The 18,687-nt window shown below is 71.2% G+C and carries 23 protein-coding genes and 1 tRNA gene; 12 read left to right on the plus strand and 12 right to left on the minus strand.

Going from position 1 to position 18,687, the window contains the following annotated elements; all coding sequences use genetic code 11:
* The first annotated feature begins 20 nt into the window (after positions 1–20).
* Positions 21–884, plus strand: a complete 864-nt coding sequence (locus FK268_RS05780; protein WP_438695976.1) for a PAC2 family protein — start codon at positions 21–23, stop codon at positions 882–884.
* Positions 885–921: 37 nt separating this feature from the next.
* Here FK268_RS05780 and FK268_RS05785 read toward each other — a convergent pair whose 3' ends face one another.
* Together FK268_RS05785 and mshC are read right to left on the minus strand one after the other, a co-directional pair.
* The gene (locus FK268_RS05785) at positions 922–1,233 is read right to left on the minus strand and encodes a hypothetical protein (protein WP_146432137.1); all 312 of its coding nucleotides are present in this window, start codon (positions 1,231–1,233) and stop codon (positions 922–924) included.
* Between the two features lie 25 nt (positions 1,234–1,258).
* Positions 1,259–2,503: a cysteine--1-D-myo-inosityl 2-amino-2-deoxy-alpha-D-glucopyranoside ligase gene (mshC, locus tag FK268_RS05790; RefSeq protein ID WP_146432139.1), complete on the minus strand. Its 1,245-nt coding sequence runs from the start codon at positions 2,501–2,503 to the stop codon at positions 1,259–1,261.
* A gap of 245 nt (positions 2,504–2,748) precedes the next feature.
* Here mshC and FK268_RS24800 point away from each other — a divergent pair, with 245 nt between their 5' ends.
* Genes FK268_RS24800 through FK268_RS05805 form a run of 3 tightly spaced genes read left to right on the plus strand, consistent with a single transcriptional unit; the run spans position 2,749 to position 4,690 of the window.
* Entirely contained in the window at positions 2,749–3,633 is an 885-nt protein-coding gene (locus FK268_RS24800) for a TIGR04222 domain-containing membrane protein (RefSeq protein WP_146432141.1), read from the plus strand.
* A 5-nt stretch (positions 3,634–3,638) separates the two neighbouring features.
* Complete coding sequence (locus tag FK268_RS05800) at positions 3,639–4,508, plus strand: MbnB/TglH/ChrH family RiPP precursor modification enzyme (protein ID WP_205124454.1); 870 nt, start codon at positions 3,639–3,641, stop codon at positions 4,506–4,508.
* Positions 4,505–4,690, plus strand: a complete 186-nt coding sequence (locus FK268_RS05805; RefSeq protein ID WP_146432145.1) for an SCO6045 C-terminal-like domain-containing protein — start codon at positions 4,505–4,507, stop codon at positions 4,688–4,690. Before FK268_RS05800 ends, FK268_RS05805 begins: the two co-directional genes overlap by 4 nt.
* Positions 4,691–4,694: 4 nt before the next feature.
* Here the strand turns inward: FK268_RS05805 and FK268_RS05810 are convergent, their stop codons facing one another.
* The 4 genes from FK268_RS05810 to dapA all read right to left on the minus strand — a co-directional run bounded on the left by FK268_RS05810 (position 4,695) and on the right by dapA (position 7,677).
* Positions 4,695–5,477 carry an SCO1664 family protein gene (locus tag FK268_RS05810; RefSeq protein WP_231706951.1) on the minus strand — a complete coding sequence of 261 codons (783 nt, stop codon included), beginning with the start codon at positions 5,475–5,477 and terminating at the stop codon, positions 4,695–4,697.
* On the minus strand, positions 5,478–6,059 hold the full coding sequence (locus FK268_RS05815) for a DUF3090 domain-containing protein (protein ID WP_146432147.1): 582 nt from the start codon (positions 6,057–6,059) through the stop codon (positions 5,478–5,480).
* Positions 6,056–6,715: an MSMEG_4193 family putative phosphomutase gene (locus FK268_RS05820; protein ID WP_146432155.1), complete on the minus strand. Its 660-nt coding sequence runs from the start codon at positions 6,713–6,715 to the stop codon at positions 6,056–6,058. Before FK268_RS05820 ends, FK268_RS05815 begins: the two co-directional genes overlap by 4 nt.
* Positions 6,716–6,777: 62 nt before the next feature.
* Positions 6,778–7,677, minus strand: a complete 900-nt coding sequence (gene dapA, locus FK268_RS05825; protein ID WP_205124455.1) for a 4-hydroxy-tetrahydrodipicolinate synthase — start codon at positions 7,675–7,677, stop codon at positions 6,778–6,780.
* A gap of 70 nt (positions 7,678–7,747) precedes the next feature.
* Here dapA and FK268_RS05830 point away from each other — a divergent pair, with 70 nt between their 5' ends.
* Positions 7,748–8,611 (plus strand): LysR family transcriptional regulator, encoded by an 864-nt coding sequence (locus FK268_RS05830; RefSeq protein WP_146432159.1) that lies wholly within the window; start codon positions 7,748–7,750, stop codon positions 8,609–8,611.
* Here FK268_RS05830 and FK268_RS05835 read toward each other — a convergent pair.
* Positions 8,598–9,443, minus strand: a complete 846-nt coding sequence (locus FK268_RS05835) for an undecaprenyl-diphosphate phosphatase (protein WP_146433380.1) — start codon at positions 9,441–9,443, stop codon at positions 8,598–8,600. The two genes, FK268_RS05830 and FK268_RS05835, sit on opposite strands and share 14 nt — an antisense overlap.
* Positions 9,444–9,506: 63 nt before the next feature.
* Between FK268_RS05835 and FK268_RS05840 the strand changes: the two genes are divergently transcribed.
* The 3 genes from FK268_RS05840 to FK268_RS05850 are packed head-to-tail and all read left to right on the plus strand — an operon-like array spanning position 9,507 to position 11,877.
* Positions 9,507–10,517 (plus strand): YncE family protein, encoded by a 1,011-nt coding sequence (locus FK268_RS05840; protein ID WP_146432161.1) that lies wholly within the window; start codon positions 9,507–9,509, stop codon positions 10,515–10,517.
* Positions 10,518–10,525: 8 nt separating this feature from the next.
* A complete protein-coding gene (locus tag FK268_RS05845) occupies positions 10,526–10,777 on the plus strand; it encodes a DUF5703 family protein (protein ID WP_146432163.1) in 252 nt (83 codons plus the stop codon).
* A 26-nt stretch (positions 10,778–10,803) separates the two neighbouring features.
* On the plus strand, positions 10,804–11,877 hold the full coding sequence (locus FK268_RS05850) for a quinone-dependent dihydroorotate dehydrogenase (protein ID WP_146433382.1): 1,074 nt from the start codon (positions 10,804–10,806) through the stop codon (positions 11,875–11,877).
* Between the two features lie 63 nt (positions 11,878–11,940).
* Here the strand turns inward: FK268_RS05850 and FK268_RS05855 are convergent, their stop codons facing one another.
* Together FK268_RS05855 and FK268_RS05860 are read right to left on the minus strand one after the other, a co-directional pair.
* Positions 11,941–12,477, minus strand: coding sequence for a YbhB/YbcL family Raf kinase inhibitor-like protein (locus FK268_RS05855; protein ID WP_146432165.1), 537 nt, complete (start codon positions 12,475–12,477; stop codon positions 11,941–11,943).
* A gap of 34 nt (positions 12,478–12,511) precedes the next feature.
* Positions 12,512–13,852, minus strand: coding sequence for a M20/M25/M40 family metallo-hydrolase (locus FK268_RS05860; protein ID WP_146432167.1), 1,341 nt, complete (start codon positions 13,850–13,852; stop codon positions 12,512–12,514).
* 103 nt (positions 13,853–13,955) lie between these two features.
* On the opposite strand from FK268_RS05860, the gene FK268_RS05865 reads away from it, so the two are divergent.
* Positions 13,956–14,041, plus strand: a tRNA-Leu gene (locus FK268_RS05865).
* Between the two features lie 74 nt (positions 14,042–14,115).
* Here the strand turns inward: FK268_RS05865 and FK268_RS05870 are convergent.
* Positions 14,116–14,361: a hypothetical protein gene (locus tag FK268_RS05870; protein ID WP_146432169.1), complete on the minus strand. Its 246-nt coding sequence runs from the start codon at positions 14,359–14,361 to the stop codon at positions 14,116–14,118.
* A gap of 149 nt (positions 14,362–14,510) precedes the next feature.
* On the opposite strand from FK268_RS05870, the gene FK268_RS05875 reads away from it, so the two are divergent.
* Positions 14,511–15,500, plus strand: a complete 990-nt coding sequence (locus FK268_RS05875) for a DUF4185 domain-containing protein (RefSeq protein WP_158636054.1) — start codon at positions 14,511–14,513, stop codon at positions 15,498–15,500.
* 3 nt (positions 15,501–15,503) lie between these two features.
* On the opposite strand, the gene FK268_RS05880 is transcribed toward FK268_RS05875, so the two are convergent.
* Positions 15,504–16,118: a TetR/AcrR family transcriptional regulator gene (locus FK268_RS05880; protein ID WP_146432173.1), complete on the minus strand. Its 615-nt coding sequence runs from the start codon at positions 16,116–16,118 to the stop codon at positions 15,504–15,506.
* Between the two features lie 63 nt (positions 16,119–16,181).
* On the opposite strand from FK268_RS05880, the gene FK268_RS05885 reads away from it, so the two are divergent.
* A complete protein-coding gene (locus FK268_RS05885; protein ID WP_146432175.1) occupies positions 16,182–17,345 on the plus strand; it encodes an MFS transporter in 1,164 nt (387 codons plus the stop codon).
* Positions 17,346–17,348: 3 nt separating this feature from the next.
* On the opposite strand, the gene FK268_RS05890 is transcribed toward FK268_RS05885, so the two are convergent.
* Complete coding sequence (locus FK268_RS05890; RefSeq protein ID WP_146432177.1) at positions 17,349–17,867, minus strand: gluconokinase; 519 nt, start codon at positions 17,865–17,867, stop codon at positions 17,349–17,351.
* Between the two features lie 85 nt (positions 17,868–17,952).
* Between FK268_RS05890 and FK268_RS05895 the strand changes: the two genes are divergently transcribed.
* The gene (locus FK268_RS05895; protein ID WP_146432179.1) at positions 17,953–18,684 is read left to right on the plus strand and encodes a hypothetical protein; all 732 of its coding nucleotides are present in this window, start codon (positions 17,953–17,955) and stop codon (positions 18,682–18,684) included.
* The last annotated feature ends 3 nt before the right edge of the window (positions 18,685–18,687 follow it).

The raw sequence follows: 18,687 nt of genomic DNA on the forward strand, positions 1-18,687 counted from the left end.
CGTCACGCCCGGCGCGTACCCTGATCGAAGTGACGCCCTTGCCGAAGCTCGACCGCCCCGTTCTCATCGCGGCGTTCGAGGGCTGGAACGACGCGGGTGACGCGGCGTCCGGCGCCGTCGAGCACCTCGAACTGACCTGGGACGCGAAGCTCATCACCGAGGTCGATTCCGACGACTTCTACGACTTCCAGGTCAACCGCCCGATCATCAAGCAGATCGACGGGGTGACGCGTGCCGTGGAATGGCCCTCGACCACCCTCTCGGTGTGCCGGCCGCCCAAGGCCGACCGGGACGTGGTGCTGCTCCGCGGCACGGAACCGAACTTCCGGTGGCGCGCCTTCTGCGACCAGCTCCTGGCGATCTTCGGAGAGCTGCACATCGACAGCGTGGTGATACTGGGCTCCCTGCTCGCGGACACGCCGCACACCCGCCCCGTGCAGGTCTCGGGCGCGGGGTACGACGCCGAGTCCGCGAAGCGCTTCGGGCTGGAGCAGAACCGCTACGAGGGACCGACCGGCATCACGGGCGTGCTGCAGGACGCATGCGTGCGCGCCGGCTTCCCCGCCGTCTCGTTCTGGGCCGCGGTCCCGCACTACGTCTCCCAGCCGCCGAACCCGAAGGCCACCGTGGCCCTGCTGCAGCGCGTCGAGCAGGCATTGGATCTCGCTGTCCCGCTGGGCGACCTGCCCACCCGGGCGGAGGCCTGGGAGGCCTCGGTCACGGAGATGACCGAGGACGACGAGGACGTGGCCGACTACGTGCGCGGGCTCGAGGAGCGCGGTGACGCCGAGGCGGTGGACGTGGAACAGCACATCGATGCCGACGCGATCGCGGAGGAGTTCGAGAAGTACCTGCGGCGGCGGGACCCGGGCACCGGCCCGTAGCCGGAAGTGCCGTGCGCAGGCGTCGACGCGGTTGCGGTCAGCCGATCCGCTCGATGGAGACCACGGGCGTGGTGATGCGCCAGGTGCGCACGTCCGGGTCGTCGGCGGCGCGCACCCAGAACTGGGCCGACTCCCCCACACGGCAGCTCTTGATGCCGAGCAGCGGGATGTCCTCGGAATCGCGGCGCAGCGCGCTGATGCTCCACTGCTCGTCCTCGGCGTCACCGCCGATACCCGGTGCGCGCATCAGGGTCATCTCCCCCAGATCCACCACGTACGTGGACGTGCGGGTCTGCACGGTCCACACGCCCTCGGTCAGATCCGGGGCCAGCTCGCTGACGGTCCTCACAGGCGCAATATAGCGTGTCGCGGTGTCAGGACGCGGCAGGTACGCCGAGCAGCGCGTCGACGGCGGTGGCCACGGCGGCGGGAGCGCCGGTGTCGGGACCGCCCGCGGTGACGGCCTTCTCGGCCCAGGCGTCGATGGCTGTGAGGGCGTGCGGCGTGTCCAGATCGTCCGCGAGGTACCGGCGCACCCGCGCGATCAGTTCCGCGCCGTCCGGGGCCGACGGGGCCGCGAAGGCACGGCGCCACAGGTCCAGGCGCGCCAGCGCCCGCTGCAGCACTTCGTCCGACCACGGCCGGTCCTGCCGGTAGTGCCCCTCGAACAGTCCGAGGCGGATCGCGGCCGGGTCGACGCCCGAGCGGCGGAGCTTCGAGACGAAGACGAGGTTGCCGCGGCTCTTCGACATCTTCTCGCCGTCGAGGCCGATCATGGCCGCGTGCACGTAGTGCCGGGCGAAGCGGCGCTCGCCCGTGGCGGCCTCGACGTGCGCGGCGGAGTACTCGTGGTGCGGGAAGATCAGGTCGCTGCCGCCGCCCTGGATGTCGAAGCTCGCGCCCAGGCGGTTCGCGGCGATGGCGGCGCATTCGATGTGCCAGCCCGGGCGGCCCGGCCCCTGCGGCGAGGGCCACGAGGGCTCGCCGGGGCGCACCGCGCGCCAGATCAGCGGGTCGATCGGATCCCGCTTACCGGGACGGCCCGGGTCACCGCCGCGCTCGGCGAAGAACTTCTCCATCGTCGCGCGGTCGTAGCCCGATTCGTAGCCGAACTGCTCGGTGGCGTCGGACCGGTAGTAAACGTCCGGGAACTCGGGATCGTCGACGATGTACGCGGATCCGTTGTCCAGCAGCTTCCCGACGTACTCGACGACCTCGTCGACCGATTCCACCGCGCCGATGTAGTCGCGCGGCGGGATCACGCGCAGAGCCTCCATGTCCTCGCGGAACAGATCGGTCTCGCGGGCGCCGAGATCGCGCCAGTCGATGCCGTCCCGCTCGGCCCGCTCGAACAGCGGATCGTCGACGTCGGTGACGTTCTGCACGTAGTGCACGTCGTGGCCGTTGTCCCGCAGCACGCGATTGACCAGGTCGAACGCGAGGTAGGTGGCTGCGTGACCGAGGTGTGTCGCGTCGTACGGGGTGATGCCGCAGACGTACATGCCGGCCACCGCGCCGGGGTTCACGGGGCGCACGACCGCGTCGGAGGTGTCGTAGAGGCGCAGCGGGACCGACGGCCCGGGCACGCTGGGGACGGTGGGAGTCGGCCAGGAACGCATACCCCCACCCTATGCGTCCACGTCCGGGCGGGGATTTCGGGCCGGACCGATGTACCGGCGGCCGCCGGCGGCGAGGTCCGGCCCCGAGCGGGTCGCGGATCGACGGAAACCCCGGATCGACCAGGGACGAACTTGTGGCGCAATAACTCTCAGGAAACTCTTGCCTCGACCTACTAGCGGGTGACCCGATCTGCCGCCATGCTTTACCCCACCTTGACGATAGGCCGTACCAGGAGGTGAATGTCTTGTCCCGCAATGAATTCGAGAGCATCATCGCCAACCTGTTTCCCGGTGAATCCCGGTGGTTCGCGTACTGCCTCCTGGGCGGCATCGCCGTCGCCCTGACCTGGCGGTTCGTGGCGGCGCCACGCCGGCGCGCGGTCGTCGAGCCGCCCCTGACCGCCACCGAACTGGCGTGCGTGCGGAACCGGCAGGCACCCGTGGTGGTAGCTCTCGCCCAGCTGCGCGCAGCGGACCGGACGGACAGCGCTCCGGTGCAGCTCGACACCGATGCGATCACCCGGGTGGTGCGCACCCACTACGTCGGCCGCGCGTCGTACACGGTGAGCGAGCTGATCGTCACCCTCGCCGGCGAACTCGACGCGCTCGAGGAGCGCCTCGTCACCCGCGGCTACCTCCGCTCCGACACGGACCGGTGGCGCATGCGCCTCGGCGCGGCGCCCGTGACGGCCTGCGCGGTCGGGGGCGCGGTCAGCGGCCTGGTCCTGGCCGTCCAGCAACGCGCGAGCGCCGCGCTGATCACCGGCATCCTGCTGCCGGCCTTGATCACGGCGATCTTCGTGGCACCTCACCTCTGGTCCGTCGATCGCGCTACCCGCGCGGGCCGGAAGCTGCTCGCGGCCGAGCGTGAGCGCTTGGACTACCTCGCACCGTCACGCAGGCCTGCATGGACGACCTACGGCGTCGGAGCGGTCGGCCTGTCCGTGGCCCTCTTCGGCACCGCCGCTCTGTGGCAGTTCGACGACGGCTTCGCCGGTGCGGTGGAGCTCGCCGGGAGTGCCGAGGCCTCGGGCGACGGGGGTGGCTCCTGCGGTGGGGCGTCGTGCGGCGGAGGGGGTGGCTGCGGTGGGGGCGGGGGTTGTGGCGGCTGCGGCGGGTGCGGAGGATGAACGTCATGACCAGCACCGTTCCCCGCCACGTGACCGCACTCGGTCCCCTCGGCCTGGGCTGGCGTCGCGAGATCGCGGGAGTCATCGCGGATCTGCGGCCCGGATTCTGCGAAGTGATCGCCGAATCCGTCCCGATCCGCCGCGGCAGGGCCGTGCCCGACCCGCTCCTCGTCGACCTGCGCGAGCGCGGCGTCCCGCTGATCCCGCACGGTGTCGCGCTCTCGCTGGGCGGAGTCGACGAGCTCGAGCCCGACCGCGTGCACCGACTCGCGTCCTGCGCCGAGGCCTTCCGCGCTCCCCTGGTGAGCGAGCACATCGCCTTCGTCCGCGCCGGTGGCATCGAGGCCGGACACCTGCTGCCGGTGCCGCGGACCCGCGAGGCGATGGACGTCCTCGTGCGGAACATCCGGCGCATGCAGGATGCGCTCACGGTTCCCTTCGCCGTGGAGAACATCGCGGCCTTCCTCCGGTGGCCCGACGAGGAGTTCACCGAGGCCGAGTTCCTCACCGAGCTCATGGATCGCACGGACGCGCTCCTCGTCCTCGACGTGGCGAACGTCTACGCGAACTCCCTCAACCGCGGCCGCGATCCGCACGCCGAGTTGGCCCGCCTGCCCGTCGACCGGATCGCGTACAGCCATGTAGCGGGCGGCTCGGAGGGTGGCGGCCGGTACCACGACACGCACACCGATCCCGTGAACTCGGGCGTTCTCGCCCTGGTCACGGCCCTGCGCGAGCGTGCGGACGTACCGTTCATGCTCGAGCGCGACGGGCGGTACCCGCCGGCCGGCGAGCTCTTCGACGAACTCGATGCGATCGCCGCGGCGGCGGGGTCCGCCCCGATCACCGAAGCCGCGAGGAGGGTGTGGACATGAGCCTGCGGGAGAGTCAGGAGGCCCTGGTGCGGGCCCTCGTGGCCGACGGTCCGGTCCCCGAGGGGTTCGACCCGGACGAGGTCGCGGCGGCGGGCGCGGTCTGCCGGCATAAGCGCGATGCACACGCCGGGCATGCGGAGGCGGCGCACCGTCGGCGACGGAGGCTGCGCCGGCCCCGCTGACGGGTCAGAACGGAGGCCAGGGGATCGGGCGGTCCGGCGTCGGGAGCGGCATCGTGCCCAGTTCGACGAGGGTCGCCGCTCGGGCGATGAGCGCCTCCTGTTCCTGCTCGGTGATGAGCCCCGCGAGGTCGGGCGGGGAGGCGCGGAAGGCTTCGATGTCGGCCAGCACGTCCTCGGCTATCGCACGCCCGGCCCAGCCCCAGAGAACGGTGCGCAGCTTCGGGGCGGAGTGCAGGCAGATGCCGTGGTCCACGCCGCGGATGCGGCCGTCGGGACCGGTGAGCACGTGGCCGCCCTTGCGGTCGGCGTTGTTGATCAGCACGTCGAGGACGGCCAGGCGGCGCAGGCGGGGGTCGTCGGCGTGCGCCAGTGCGACCTCGGAGATCCCGTCGGCCGCCTCGTCGTCCTCGACGTAGGCCGTGAGCACCTGCAGGTAGCCCTCGGGGACCGCGCCGATGGGGAACAGGTCGACCAGGTCATGGGCATCGGCGGCGTCGGGTTCATCGATCCAGCGTTGCACCATCCCCGCGCCGAGCGGCCCGTCGCGCAGGACGGTCTCGGGGATCAGGCCCCAGCCCAGGGCCTCGGAGACGCGGTACGACGCCACCTCGCGGCCGGCGAGCGTCCCGTCCGGGAAGTCCCACAGCGGCACCTCGCCGCGAACCGGCTTGTAGACCGCGCGCTCCCCCGTCGCGCCCAGCTCACAGAGCAGCGTCGCGTTCGATGCGCTGGTGATCCTCCCGAGAATCGTCAGGTCGGCGGTCTCGAGGTCCACCGTGAGATCCACCTACTCGCCCTCGGAGCTGAAGGCAGCGCCGCGGCGGTAGCCGTTGAGCCGCACGCACATGTGGCCGTCGGGGTCGAGTGGATCTCCGCACAGCGGGCAGGACGGACGTCCCGCACCCAGCACCATTTCCGAGCGGTTGGCGAACTCCCGCGCCGCTTTCGGGGTGAGGAAGACCCGCACCGCGTCCGGCCCCTCTTCTGCGTCGTCGGCGAGCACCACGGATTCGTCGAGCTCCTGCTCGGTGATCGCGAGCAGCTCGATCACGACGGCCCGCTCCTCGGAGTCCCAGCCGAGCCCCATCGTGCCGACCCGGAACTCGGAGTCGACGGGCATCACGAGCGGCTGCAGGTCGGTGACGGGCGTGCCCGCCGGCGGCATCTCCATGCCGAATCGGCGGGAGACCTCGTCGAGCAGGGCGGAGATCCGCTCGGCCAGGACCTCGACCTGCTGCTTCTCGAGCAGCACCGAGACGATGCGGGATTCGTGCACGGCCTGCAGGTAGAACGCGCGGTCGCCGGGTTGCCCGACGGTGCCCACGACGAACCGGTCGGGCGTGCGGAAAACGTGGACGGAGCGACTCATGCCTCGCCTCCCACCGTGGCCTCCTTGGCTGGACGTTTCGGCAGCGTGACGCTACCGGACGAGTTGACGCACTGCACGAGTGGGCGGCTGGGCCCGTACGTGACGATCGAGACCGACGCGGGCGCGACGAACAGCCGCTGGAACTGATCGAGGTGTGTTCCGAGAGCGTCGGCGACGACCGCCTTGATGACGTCGCCGTGACTGCACGCCACCCACACGGCCGCGGGCCCGAACTCGTCGGTGAACCGGCGATCCGCCTCCCGCACGGCCGCCACGGCCCGCGCCTGCACGTCGGCGAGCCCTTCCCCGTCGGGGAAGACGGCGGCCGAGGGCTGGTGCTGGACGGTCTTCCACAGCGGTTCCTGCAGCAGATCCGTGATCGCGCGGCCGGTCCAGGTGCCGTAGTCGACCTCGACCAGCCGCTCGTCCACCTCGGGCACCAGGCCGTGGGCGGCCGCGAGCGGCGCGAGGGTCTGCTCGCACCGCAGCAGCGGGGAACGGACGGCGGCCACCAGGTCGACATCGGCGAGCCGGCCGACGAGATCGGCGGCCTGGGCGCGGCCGGCGTCGTCGAGGGCGACGCCCTCGCTGCGACCCGCGAGCACACCGGAGGTGTTCGCGGTCGAGCGGCCGTGGCGGAGCAGGATCACGGTCATGCTCCAGAGTCTAGGCGCGCGGCGTGCCCGTTCCGGGCCGCTGATCGCTCAGAGCGGAACCGCTACGCGGCGACCACGGCCCGCACGAGCGCGTTGGCCGCGGCGACGGCACCGTCGGATGCGGGGAGAAGCGGCAGCCGCACGGCGGGCGTCGCGATGCGGCCCTGCGCGGCGAGGACGCCCTTGATCACCGTGGGGTTGGGCTCGGCGAAGAGCGCCGAGGCCAACCCGGCGAGCGCGCCACCGATCACGCGCGCCTCCTCGAGCCGGTGCTCGCGCCACGCGGCGAGGAGCGCGGCGAACTCGCCCGCCGCGACATTGGCGCACGCGGAGATCGCGCCGTGCCCGCCGAGCGCCAGGACGGCACCGACGAAGGGGTCGTCACCCGCCAGCACCGAGACCGCGCCCGGGGTGCTGGTGTTGATCGCGGCGAGCAGGCGCACCGTCGTCTCGGTGACACCGCCGGACGCGTGCTTGAACCCGGCCACCCCGTCGAGCGCGGCGAGGGCGAGCAGGGTGTCCACCGACAGGGTGCGCCCGGTGCGCTGCGGGACGTCGTAGACGATGACCGGAACGGGGCTCTCCGCCGCGACCCGCCGGTAGTGCTCGACGACACCGGCCTCCGACGGGCGGGTGTAGTACGGGACGACCACCAGTGCGAAGTCTGCGCGGGGGTCGATCCCGCGCAGCGCCTCCGCCGTGCCGTCGGTGGCGTTGCTGCCCGCGCCGACGGTGAAGACGGCGCCGTGCTCGGCGCAGACCCCGCCGACCAGGTCGATCACGGTGGCCCTTTCGGCTGCGGTCAGCGTCGCCGGCTCACCCGTGGTGCCGAGCGCGAGGAGGCCGTCGGCACCGTCGGCGAGGGTGTCGTGGGCGAGGCGTTCGAGCGAAACGAGGTCGACGGTGCCGTCCGCGGCGAAGGGCGTGACGAGCGGGACGTGAAGGCCGGTGAGCTGCTGCATGGGATCAGATTCCGTCATCCCGAGCAGAAGGACCAGCGCAAGAATGCGATGTCGAGCGTAAGGTGAACTGATGCTGGACGTGCACCGCCTCCGACTGCTGCGCGAACTGTCGCTGCACGGCACCATCGCGGCCGTCGCCCAGTCCCTCGACTACACGCCGTCGGCCGTCTCTCAGCAGCTCGCGACGCTGGAACGCGAAGCGGGGCGACCACTGCTCGAGCGGACCGGACGCAGTGTCCGGCTCACCGAGGCCGGGCGGATCCTCGTCGGCCACGCGGACGCCGTCCTCGCTCGCCTGGAACGTGCTCGGGCCGAACTCGACGCCCTGGGTACCGAGGTCGCGGGCGAACTGCGCATCGGTGCCTTCAGTTCGGCGATGCGTACCGTCGTGACGCCGGCGCTGCTCCGCCTCTCGCGCGACCACCCGCTTCTGCGGGTGCGCGTCACCGAGATCGACCCGGCGACCGCGCCCGACGAACTGCGCTCACGGCGGCTCGACGTGGCGTTGATCCAGCACTACGACTGCCTGCCCGCCCGGGACGAACCCGGGCTCGACACCGAGCCCCTGTTCGATGAGGCCGTCCACCTCGCGACCCACCGGGACCGCCCCCGCACGCTCGCCGAATGCACCGGCGAGCGCTGGATCTCCGGCACAGTCGGCACGATGTGCGACGACGCCACGGTCCGGACCTGCGAGAACGCCGGCTTCACCCCCCGCGTCCGCCACCGCACCGACGATTTCGCGGCGGTCCTGGCCCTCGTCGAGGCCGGGCAGGGTGTGGCCGTGATCCCCGACCTCGCCGCCGTCGACGTGCCCGAGGACGTCCTCCTCACCCCGCTCGACGTGGTGCGACACACCTCACTCGCCTACCGGCGCGGCGCCAGCCGGGATCCCCTCATCGGGGCGGCGCGGGCGGCACTCAGGTCGCGCTGATGACCCCGCCCCACAGCAGGCCGAGAACCAGGAAGCCCACGACGATCCGGTAGCCGACGAACCAGTTCAGCGAGTGCTTGGAAACGAAGTCGAGCAGCCAGGCGATCGCGGCGTAGCCGACGACGAAGGCGATCACCGTCGCGACCAGCAGCTGCGGGCCGGAGGCGTGCAGGCCCGGGCCGCCCTTCTCGAAGACATCGCCCAGGCTGAACAGGCCCGAGGCCGTGACCGCCGGAATGGCCAGCAGGAAGGACAGGCGCACCGCCGCCTCGCGCTTGAGGCCGAGGAACAGGCCCGCGCTCGACGTGGCGCCCGAGCGCGAGACGCCGGGGATCAGTGCGAGGCACTGCGCGAGTCCCATGAGGATGCCGTCACGGGCCGTCACCTGATCGAGCGTGCGCTGCCGGTTCGCGTACACCTTGGAGCTCACGTACTCCGCGGCGAAGATCACCAGCGAGAAGACGATGAGCATCGTCGCCACCAGGTAGAGGTTGCGGGCAGCCGTGCGGATCTCGTCCTTGAGCAGGTACCCGAGTACACCGATCGGGATCGTGCCGATGATCACGTACCAGCCGATCCGGTAGTCGACGCCGCGCTCCGCCTTGTCGAACAGGCCGCGGAACCACGCGATCACGATGCGGTAGATGTCCCGCGCGAAGTAGATGAGGACCGCCAGTTCGGTACCCAGCTGGGTGACCGCGGTGAACGAGGCACCCGCATCGTCGCCGAACCAGAGCTCCGAGACGATCCGCAAGTGTCCCGAGGAGGAGACGGGGAGGAACTCCGTCAATCCCTGCACCACACCGAGCACGATCGCCTGCAACCACGTCATGTCCACCCGGGCAGGCTACCGGCCCGACCGCCGCACGGCCCGGGGCGGTAGTTTCGAGGGATCATGACCCGTACCGTCGCCTCCCGCCTCGCAGCCCTCGCCGTCGTCGCCACCGTCGCCCTGGCCGGCTGTTCGACCACGCCCTCGCGGGAGAGTCGCCCCACCATCACCCCGGCCCAGCCCGCCGTCGCGCCGGAGTCGACGGCGCCGCCCGCCGGCTCGGTGACGCCGGCCGGTGCGGGCGAGGGCCTCGCCTTCGACCCCGTCGGCCGACGGCTCGCCGCGATCGTCGGGAACGAGGTCGTGCTGTACTCGGTCGACGGTGGGGTGCGCGAGACCGCCAGAGTCGCGACGGACGGCCTCCCCCATCAGGTCGTTGCCAAGGGACCTCGCGGTGCCGGTTTCCTCGTCGCGACGAAGAGCGGTGTCCTCGAGATCAACGGCGACAAAGCCGGCGAGACACAGAAGGTCGCGGGTGATGTCGTCAGTGTCTCGCCGTACGACAAGGTCAACGACGACCTGGTGTGGGCGGTCGCGGGAACCGCGAACGGTGACGTCGTCCTGCTGCGGACCGGCCGGGATCCCAAGACGATCACCGGCCCCGTGGAGGCGAGCCGCATCCTCGTGCACGACGGCGACGTGGTCGTCGTGGACCGGCTGCAGTCCTCGGTCTCCGAGGTCGACGTGGCCGGCGGTAAGCAGGGCAAGGGGCTGCGAGTGGGACGCGGCATCACGAACGCGACCGTCACGCCCGACGGCCGGGTGTTCGCCGTGGACACCGGGAAGAACCAGATCATCGGCTACACCGCCGCACCGCTGATGGAACGCTTCCTGTACCCGGAGTCGGGCTCGCCGTGGGCCGTCGACTTCGACGCCACCGACAAGCTCATGTGGGTGACGCGCACCGCGTCGAACGAGGTGGTCGGCTACGCGCTCAACAAGGGGATCCCCGAGCAGCGCAAGCTGTACCCCACCGTCCGCCAGCCCAACGCGATCGCGGTGGACGCGAAGACCGGGACCCTGTACGTCCAGTCGGCCACGGGGGCCGGCATCCAGGCGATCGCCACCCGGTAGGAGACGCCATGACGATCAGCGCGGACGCACGGGAGAGCGGTGCTTTCAGCAACGAGGAGTACGATTTCCTGCCGCTGCGGTTGCCGCGGGAGGTCTCCCGGGTCACTGCGGCGATGCGGCTGACCATCGAGGCCGAGTTCGGTGGGTGGGAACTGAGCCGCGTGCGGCTGTACACCGACGGCTCACGGCGGGTGTTGCTGCGCCGCAAACGCACGAAAACGTCCGGCATGCTGCCGCCGGACGCCACGAAGGGGTTGTGAACACCATGTCGGCGATGTCTCAGGCGATCTACCGGTCGCTTCTGCGGGTGATGTTCCTCGTCTCACCCGAGCGGATCCACCACCTGGTGTTCGGCCTCATCCGCGGGACGACCGCCGTGCCGCCCGTCCGCGCCGGTATTCGACGGGGCCTCGCGTACCGCGACCCGATCCTGGAGCAGACCGTCTTCGGCGTGCGATTCCCCGCCCCCGTCGGGCTGGCCGCGGGCTTCGACAAGAACGCGCGCGCCGTCAACGGCTGGGGCGCGCTGGGCTTCGGTTTCGCGGAGATCGGCACCGTCACCGCACACCCCCAGCCCGGCAACCCCTCCCCCCGCCTCTTCCGGCTCCCTGCGGATCACGCCCTGATCAACCGGATGGGCTTCAACAACTACGGCTCGGGTGCCGCCGCCAACGAGCTCCGCAAGCGTGATGCGGGCCCGACGGCGGTGCCGATCGGCGCCAACATCGGCAAGACCAAGGTCACCCCGCTCGAGGGTGCCGCCGAGGACTACCGGACCAGCGCCATGCTGCTCGGCCCGCTCGCCGACTTCATCGTGGTCAACGTCTCCTCCCCGAACACCCCCGGCCTGCGCGACCTGCAGGCCACCGAGTCGCTGCGGCCGGTGCTGCAGGCAGTGCTCGACACCGTCACCGTGCCCGTGCTGGTCAAGATCGCGCCGGACCTCGCCGACGAGGACGTCGACGCGGTCGCGGATCTGGCCCTCGATCTGGGACTCGCGGGCATCGTCGCGACCAACACGACCATCAGCCGCGCGGGCCTGGCCACCCCGGCCGCGGAAGTCGAGGCGATCGGCGCGGGCGGCCTGTCGGGACGGCCCGTCAAGGCCCGGTCGCTCGAGGTGCTCCGCAGGCTCTCCGCGCGCGTGGGCGACCGACTGGTGCTGATCTCCGTCGGCGGTATCGAGGACGTGGACGACGTCTACGCGCGCATCCGCGCGGGCGCCTCGCTGGTGCAGGTGTACACGCAGTTCATCTACGGCGGTCCCGCCTGGACCCGCTCGGTGCACAAGCAGCTCGCGGCGCGACTGCGCGCCGACGGCTTCGCGTCGATCTCCGACGCCGTGGGCGTCGATCGCTGAGCCGCCCCTCCACGACGAAGGCCGCGCCCCGGATTGCGGGGCGCGGCCCTGTTCGTCGTCGGCCTAAGTCTGGGCGTAGGTCGCGGTGATCGAGCCGCGGGCGATCGCGGCGCCGAAGAGATTGAAGCCCAGGTACGCGGGAGTCGCGGTCGCGGGCAGGTCGAGCTTCTCGACGCCCAGTGCGTGCACCACGAAGATGTACCGGTGCGGGCCGTGGCCCGCGGGCGGGGCGGCGCCGATGTAGCGGGGCAGGCTCGCGTCGTTGTTCAACGTGAGCGCGCCCTCCGGGAGCGAGCCGGGCGCACCGTCGCCGGCGCCGGAGGCGAGCGAGGTCACGGACGCCGGGATGTTCGCGACGGCCCAGTGCCAGAACCCGGAGGCCGTGGGGGCGTCGGGGTCGTAGCAGGTCACCGCGTAGGACTTGGTCCCCTCGGGGGCGCCGCTCCAGGACAGCTGGGGCGAGACGTCCTCGCCGCCGGCGCCCATGATCCCGCTGCGGTGCGCGACGGGGAGCTCGGCACCGTCGACGATGTCGGTGGAGGTGACGGTGAGCGCCGGGAGCGCGGGGAGGCCGGCGTACGGATCGAACGGTGCGGTCATGGTGGTGGTCCTCTCGTTCAGCGGGGCGAGTGGCTCAGGAGTTCATGAGGAAGTGCTCGAACACCTTGGTACCGAACAGTAGTGCGTCCACGGGGACGCGCTCGTCGACGCCGTGGAAGAGCGCGGCGAAGTCGAGGTCCTCGGGCAGCTGCAGCGGCGCGAATCCGAAGCAGCGGATCCCGAGCTTGGCGAAGGCCTTCGCGTCGGTGCCGCCCGACAGCATGTACGGGACGGTGCGCCCCTCAGGATCGAAGGCGAGGATCGCCGCGTTCATCGCGTCGACGAGGTCACCGTCGAACTGGGTCTCGTACGAATCGAGTTTGGTGATCCACTCCCGCTCGATGTCGGGCCCGAGGATCTCGTCGAGCTCGCGCTCGAAGGCGGCCTGGCGTCCCGGCAGCACCCGGCAGTCGACGACAGCCTCGGCCGTCTGCGGGATGACGTTGGCCTTGTAGCCGGCGTTGAGCATGGTGGGGTTGGCGGTGTCGCGGAGCGTCGCGCCGACGATGCGGGCCAGGCCGCCGATCTTCGCGAGCTGTCCCTCCAGATCCGGGCCGTCCAGATCGATGTCGATCGTCGACTCCCGGTCGAGCGCGCGCAGGAAGGCGATCACGCTGTCGGTGAGGACCAGGGGGAACTTGTGCCGGCCGAGGCGGGCGACCGCCTCCGACAGAAGGGTCACCGCGTTGTCCTCGTGCACGAACGAGCCGTGCCCGGCCCGCGCCTTCGCGGTCAGACGCATCCAGCACATGCTCTTCTCGGCGGTCTCGACGAGGTAGAGGCGCTTCTTGTCGCCCGACGGGGTGTCCACGGTCAGCGAGAAGCCGCCCACCTCGCCGACGGCCTCGGTGACGCCCGTGAACAGATCGGGCCGGTGCTGCACGAGCCAGTGCGAGCCCCAGGTGCCGCCGGCCTCCTCGTCGGCGAGGAAGGCGAAGGTGATGTCGCGCGGCGGGACGGTGCCGCTGGACTTCAGCTGCCGCGCCAGGGCCAGCATGATCCCGCACATGTCCTTCATGTCGACCGCGCCACGGCCCCAGACGTAGCCGTCCTCGACGGCGCCCGAGAAGGGGTGCACGCTCCAGTCGGCCGGTTCGGCGGGCACCACGTCGAGATGGCCGTGCACCAGCAGGGTCCCACGCTTGGGGTTGGCGCCCTTGAGCGTCGCGAAGACGTTGCCGCGGCCGGGCTGCCCGGACTCGACGTACTCGGTCTCGTAGCCGACCTCCTCCAGCTGCGCCTGCACCCAGCGCGCACAGTCGGCCTCACCCTTGGTCGTGGCGAGCTCGCCCGTGTTGGAGGTGTCGAAACGGATCAGGGCGCTGACGGTGTCGACGACCTCGTCGAGCGCGTTCACTGGTGTAGGCACACCCATATGAGTACCACGAACCGATGGTGGCGCAGTGGCGCCCACGGGTGTCCCGACGTGGCGATTTGGATTCCGGGGGCGCCGTGGATTACGGTTAACGAGCTTCCCGGCGCGGGTGGCGGAATGGCAGACGCGCTAGCTTGAGGTGCTAGTGTCCTACTAATGGACGTGGGGGTTCAAGTCCCCCTCCGCGCACAGCACGAAAACCCCGGCTCCGGCCGGGGTTTTCGCGTTTCCGGACGCACCTTTCGCGTCACGCGGAGCGGGAATCAGCGCACCGGCTGCGGAGCCAGCTCGATCCGGTGCGTGGGATCCCAATCGACGTCGCCGTGCAGCGAGGAGAAGCTGTACTCCACCTTCTCCCGGCCTCCGGTCTCGTCGAGCCGCAACGCCGACAATCGGCCCCGTGCGAGCAGGCGCCCTTCGGCGTCGAAGATGGTGGCGTCCCGCTCCGTGATGGCGTCGTAGTCGGCGTGGAAGGCCTCGTACAGTTCGCGTCCCGTGTACGTGTCCATACCGTCATGATGCTCCCGTTCCGATCGCGCGCGACGGATTTCGCCGGCGATCGGGACATTCGGAACAGTTCCCGCGAACCTGTCCCCGCGAGGCGTCCCAGGACGCCGGAGGGAAGCAGGACCGCGGACCGTCTGGCAGGCTGACGGGCGTGCCGCAGTCGATCGAGCCCGCCCGCCTCCGCAAGCTCCGTGACATCACGCCGGTGACCCGCTTCGGGGTCGGTGGTACGGATCTCGGCATCGCCTGCCGGGTGGGCGGCGAGGTGCTCTACGTCTTCGGCGACACCTTCGAGGGGCTCAGCATCGGGGCCGGCGAGTGGCGCTCCCCCGTCGGCCTCTTCGGCGACCGCAACGGCGTGATGACCCGGCCCGCCGGACCGGATCCGTCCCGGGCGCGCCAGCTGCTCGACTACTCACACGACACCGGCCTGTTCACGACGATCCTGCCCACGACCTGCATCGAGGTCGACGGTTCGCTGTACCTGCACACCATGACGATGCAGAGCCTCGACACCGTCGTGCAGACGGGCCTGTGGCGCAGCGACGACGGTGCGGCCGGCTGGCGCGAGGTCGCGCAGTACAACGCGGGGCACGCCGACGGCGCCTGGTGCATGTGGGCGCTGTGCCCGGCTCCCGACGGGTACACCTACAACGTCTCCACCGGTGGTCTCTCGCGCGACAAGGGACTGCGGCTGCACCGCATGCGGACCGAGACCCTGCCGACGCTGCACAGCGGCATCAACGTGGAGTGGGAACCCTGGGGCTGGCGGCCGGACACGGGATGGGGTTGGGGCAATCCGCCGACGGATCTGGCCCTCGGCCAGGGCTACGGAGAGTTGTCGCTCTCACTCGTCGAGGGCACGTGGGTGCTGACCTACTTCGACGCCGCCGGTTATCGGATCGCGGCCCGTTTCGCCGATCGCATCGACGGCCGCTGGTCCGATCCGGTGACGTTGCTCCAGGGCTCGTCGTGGCAAGACGAGGACCACGCCGCGGGCCGGGTCGCGCAACTCTACGGCGGCTATCTCGTGCCGGGCTCGACGCTCGACTCGGCGCGGCTCGTCGTCTCCCAGTGGAACACCGCAGTAGGACACCCGTACAAGTCGATGATCTTCACCGGCGCACTGCGCAGGCCGTGATGCTCAGTCCTGCCCGCCCAGACGTTCTTCGATGAACCGGACGGTCTGCTCGATCAGGGGCCGGAGCATCTGCTGCACCTCGTCGTCGGAGATCGGCCGGCCCAGGATCACGGCGCCGAGCTGAGGGATCATGAACGGCGCGGCCTGCAGGCCGATGGCGGCGTACAGCGCGACCGCCGCTCGCAGGTCGTCGGTCCCGCCCGTCACGGCGCGCAGCCGCTCGACCTTGCGCCGGTAGAACTCCCGCCGTGCGTCGCTGAAGGGCGGAGACTCGGCCCGGTCGGCGTCGTAGTGCAGCGACTCCCACATGAGCAATCGCACCAGTTCGGGATCACGACGGTGATGGTCGTAGGCGGCCATGACGTGATCGGTGAGCGTCTGCCCCTCGAGGAACGGGCTGTGCTCGACGTGCTCGGTGAGCGCCTTCGCCATCACCACCTCGAAGAGCCCCTCCTTGCTCCCGAAGTAGCCGTAGATCCGCTCCTTGTTCACGCCGGCCTCCGCGGCGATCCTCGCGACGCGGGCGCCGTCGAAACCGCGACGGGTGAATTCCTTCCGTGCGGCGGCGATGAGCGCCTCGCTGGTGGGCGTGGATTCGTATCCGGCGGCGTCGGTCACGTCGACAGACTACCGCCAACCGTACGGTTGACGCGCCAACCGTACGGTTGCTACGTTCGGCGCATGACGACGACCACGCCGCCCGACCTCGCTCGTCCCGCGCTCCTCCGCACCGGCACGATCGCGGCCGTCGGAGCCCTGCCGATGGTCGGCGCGCTCTACGTCGTGCTTCCACTGGGTACCGAGATCGGAGCGCTCCCCGGCGCGAGCGGCGCGGCCACGGCGCTGGCGAGCACCGCCTTCGCGGTGGCCTACGCGGTGGGGATCCTCGCGCTCGGCCCTCTGGCCGATGCGGTCGGCGCCCGTCGGCTCATGGTCGCGAGCGTGGCCGCCACCGCGGTCGTCACGGCGTGCACCGCTTTCGCCCCGTCCGCGATCTGGTTCCTCACGGGCCGCGCCGCGCAGGGCCTCGCGGCGGCCGCGTTCACCCCCGCCACCCTCGCCTACATCGCCCGTACAGCACCGGTGTCGGCACGTGTGCGGCTGAACACCGCGGCGATCGGCGCGGGTCTCGCCTCCGCCGTGGTGAGCCAGGTGTCAGCCCAACTGATCGCCCCCGCGGGCGGACTCCGAGGCGTCTTCCTCGCCTTCGCCGTCGGCGCGGCGCTCGCAGCCCTCGCGGTCCGGACGCTGCTGCCGGTCGATGCGGCCCCCGTGGGCGCGGCTCCGTCGCCGACCGCCGTGCACGGGGCGATCCCGGGGCTGCTCGCCCGTCCGCGGCTCGTCCTGCTCTATTGCACCGGCCTGACCTTCCTCAGCGTCCTCGTGGCCCTGTACACGTCTCTCGGAGCCGACGGCCGCTGGTCGGCGACGACCCTGCTCATCCTGCGCGCGAGCTCGTTGCCCGCGGTGATCGTCGCCGGAGTGCTCACACTGCGCCTGGGCGGCGTCCCGGCGCGGGTCCGCATCCTGAGCGCGGTCGGCCTCGCGGTCGCGGGTGCGCTGCTCTGCGCCGGCGGCGCCACTCTCGCCGTCGGCGCCGGACTGTTCCTCCTCGTGGGCTCGATCGCGCTCGCCGCGCCGTCGGTGGTGGCGGAGGTGACACGGCTCGGCGCGCCCGCTGTGGGCGCCGCAGCGTCGCTCTACACCGTCACGATCTTCGGTGGCGCGAGCCTCGGCGCCCCACTCGACGCACTGCTCGGTGGCGGCCTGACGACGGTCGCCCTCGGCGGCGCAGCGGTCCTCGCCCTCGGCGGCCTGACCGCCGCGATCGCGACCCGGGGCTGACCCTCAGGCGATGCCCGGTACCTCGGTCGCCGCGAAGTCGGCGAGCGCCTCGTGCACGATGTCAGGGATGTCGCCGGAGACGTTCACCGTGACGCCGAACTCGTCCGGATCCAGGGGCTCGAGGATCTCCAGCTGCGAGGCGAGCATGTCCGCCTTCATGAAATGGCCGGCGCGGCCGCTCATCCGCTCCTGCAGGAGTTTCTCGTTGCCGGTGAGGAAGACGAAGTAGACGCTCGCCCCCGCCGCGCGGATCCGGTCCCGGTACACCCGCTTGAGGGCCGAGCACGCCACGACAGTGGGGCGGCCGGCGATCATCTCGTCACGCAGGTAGGTCCCGATGGTCGCGAGCCACGGCCAGCGGTCCTCGTCCGTGAGCGGGTGCCCGGCACCCATCTTCGCGCGGTTCGCCTCGCTGTGGAAGTCGTCGCCGTCGGCGAAGCTCCGGCCCAGCCGGGCGGCCAGCTCGGCGCCCACCGTCGACTTCCCCGAACCGGAGACTCCCATCACGCAGATCTGGATCATCGCCACTCGTCGAGTAGACCACGTCCACCCGGAAGCGGGCAGGCGAAGGCGTCGCATAATTGACCGCGGCCAGGAGCGGGGGTGAGTGACGATGTGGATCGTCGGGGCGGTCATCGCCGCACTCGTCCTGGCCGTCGGCGTCGCCGCCGCGGAGCTGGTGGCGCGGGCGGCATTGCGCACGCGACTCGCCGGCCTGTGTTCGCGTGTCCTCGGCGCGCCCCCGGTGGTGACACTCGACCGTCGTCGGCCGGTCCTGATCCAGCTGGCGCAGCGCCGCCTCGCGGGCGTGACCCTCGACACGCGCACCGTCGGGGCGGGGCCGCACGCGATCCTGCTCGACGCGCACGCCCGCGTACTCGCGCCCGTCCCCGGCGGTCTGCGCGTGACCGGCCTGGACGCCACCGCGACACTGCGGCTCTCGTGGATCCGGCACATCGTCGACGCCGCCCAGGTGGACGGCGGACCGAGTGGGATCACCGTGCACTCCGTGGCGCTCAAGCCGAAGAAGCGGTCCCTGGTCATGACGGTGGGCCTGCCCGTCGCCTTCGGGATCGGGGTCGGCATCCGGGTCGTGGTCGCAGTCGGCGTCGACGGTGGACGGTTGACCTTCCGCGCGACCGACCTCTCGATGCCGATCAGCGTGGTCCCCGTGCCGATCCCCGTCGCCTGGGCGATCGACTCCTGGGTCAAGGAACTGCGGCCGAAGATCATCCCGGCCGCGCTCGACGCACTCGTCGTCGCGGACGCGCGCTGGGAGAAGGAGTCCGTCACGGTGGACATCACAGCCGACGACGCGACGGTGCCCCTCCTCTCATGAGGG

The sequence above is a fragment of the Tsukamurella sputi genome (genome assembly GCF_007858445.1).
GTDB lineage: Bacteria > Actinomycetota > Actinomycetes > Mycobacteriales > Mycobacteriaceae > Tsukamurella > Tsukamurella sputi.

Excerpts from the sequence above, each read along its gene's own strand:
- mshC (WP_146432139.1), bottom strand. The coding sequence starts at position 2,503 with ATGCGTTCCTGGCCGACTCCCACCGTCCCCAGCGTGCCCGGGCCGTCG.
- FK268_RS05800 (WP_205124454.1), top strand. The coding sequence starts at position 3,639 with ATGACCAGCACCGTTCCCCGCCACGTGACCGCACTCGGTCCCCTCGGC.
- FK268_RS05805 (WP_146432145.1), top strand. The coding sequence starts at position 4,505 with ATGAGCCTGCGGGAGAGTCAGGAGGCCCTGGTGCGGGCCCTCGTGGCC.
- FK268_RS05815 (WP_146432147.1), bottom strand. The coding sequence starts at position 6,059 with ATGAGTCGCTCCGTCCACGTTTTCCGCACGCCCGACCGGTTCGTCGTG.
- FK268_RS05820 (WP_146432155.1), bottom strand. The coding sequence starts at position 6,715 with ATGACCGTGATCCTGCTCCGCCACGGCCGCTCGACCGCGAACACCTCC.
- dapA (WP_205124455.1), bottom strand. The coding sequence starts at position 7,677 with ATGCAGCAGCTCACCGGCCTTCACGTCCCGCTCGTCACGCCCTTCGCC.
- FK268_RS05830 (WP_146432159.1), top strand. The coding sequence starts at position 7,748 with ATGCTGGACGTGCACCGCCTCCGACTGCTGCGCGAACTGTCGCTGCAC.
- FK268_RS05835 (WP_146433380.1), bottom strand. The coding sequence starts at position 9,443 with ATGACGTGGTTGCAGGCGATCGTGCTCGGTGTGGTGCAGGGATTGACG.
- FK268_RS05840 (WP_146432161.1), top strand. The coding sequence starts at position 9,507 with ATGACCCGTACCGTCGCCTCCCGCCTCGCAGCCCTCGCCGTCGTCGCC.
- FK268_RS05845 (WP_146432163.1), top strand. The coding sequence starts at position 10,526 with ATGACGATCAGCGCGGACGCACGGGAGAGCGGTGCTTTCAGCAACGAG.
- FK268_RS05855 (WP_146432165.1), bottom strand. The coding sequence starts at position 12,477 with ATGACCGCACCGTTCGATCCGTACGCCGGCCTCCCCGCGCTCCCGGCG.
- FK268_RS05860 (WP_146432167.1), bottom strand. The coding sequence starts at position 13,852 with ATGGGTGTGCCTACACCAGTGAACGCGCTCGACGAGGTCGTCGACACC.
- FK268_RS05870 (WP_146432169.1), bottom strand. The coding sequence starts at position 14,361 with ATGGACACGTACACGGGACGCGAACTGTACGAGGCCTTCCACGCCGAC.
- FK268_RS05885 (WP_146432175.1), top strand. The coding sequence starts at position 16,182 with ATGACGACGACCACGCCGCCCGACCTCGCTCGTCCCGCGCTCCTCCGC.
- FK268_RS05890 (WP_146432177.1), bottom strand. The coding sequence starts at position 17,867 with ATGATCCAGATCTGCGTGATGGGAGTCTCCGGTTCGGGGAAGTCGACG.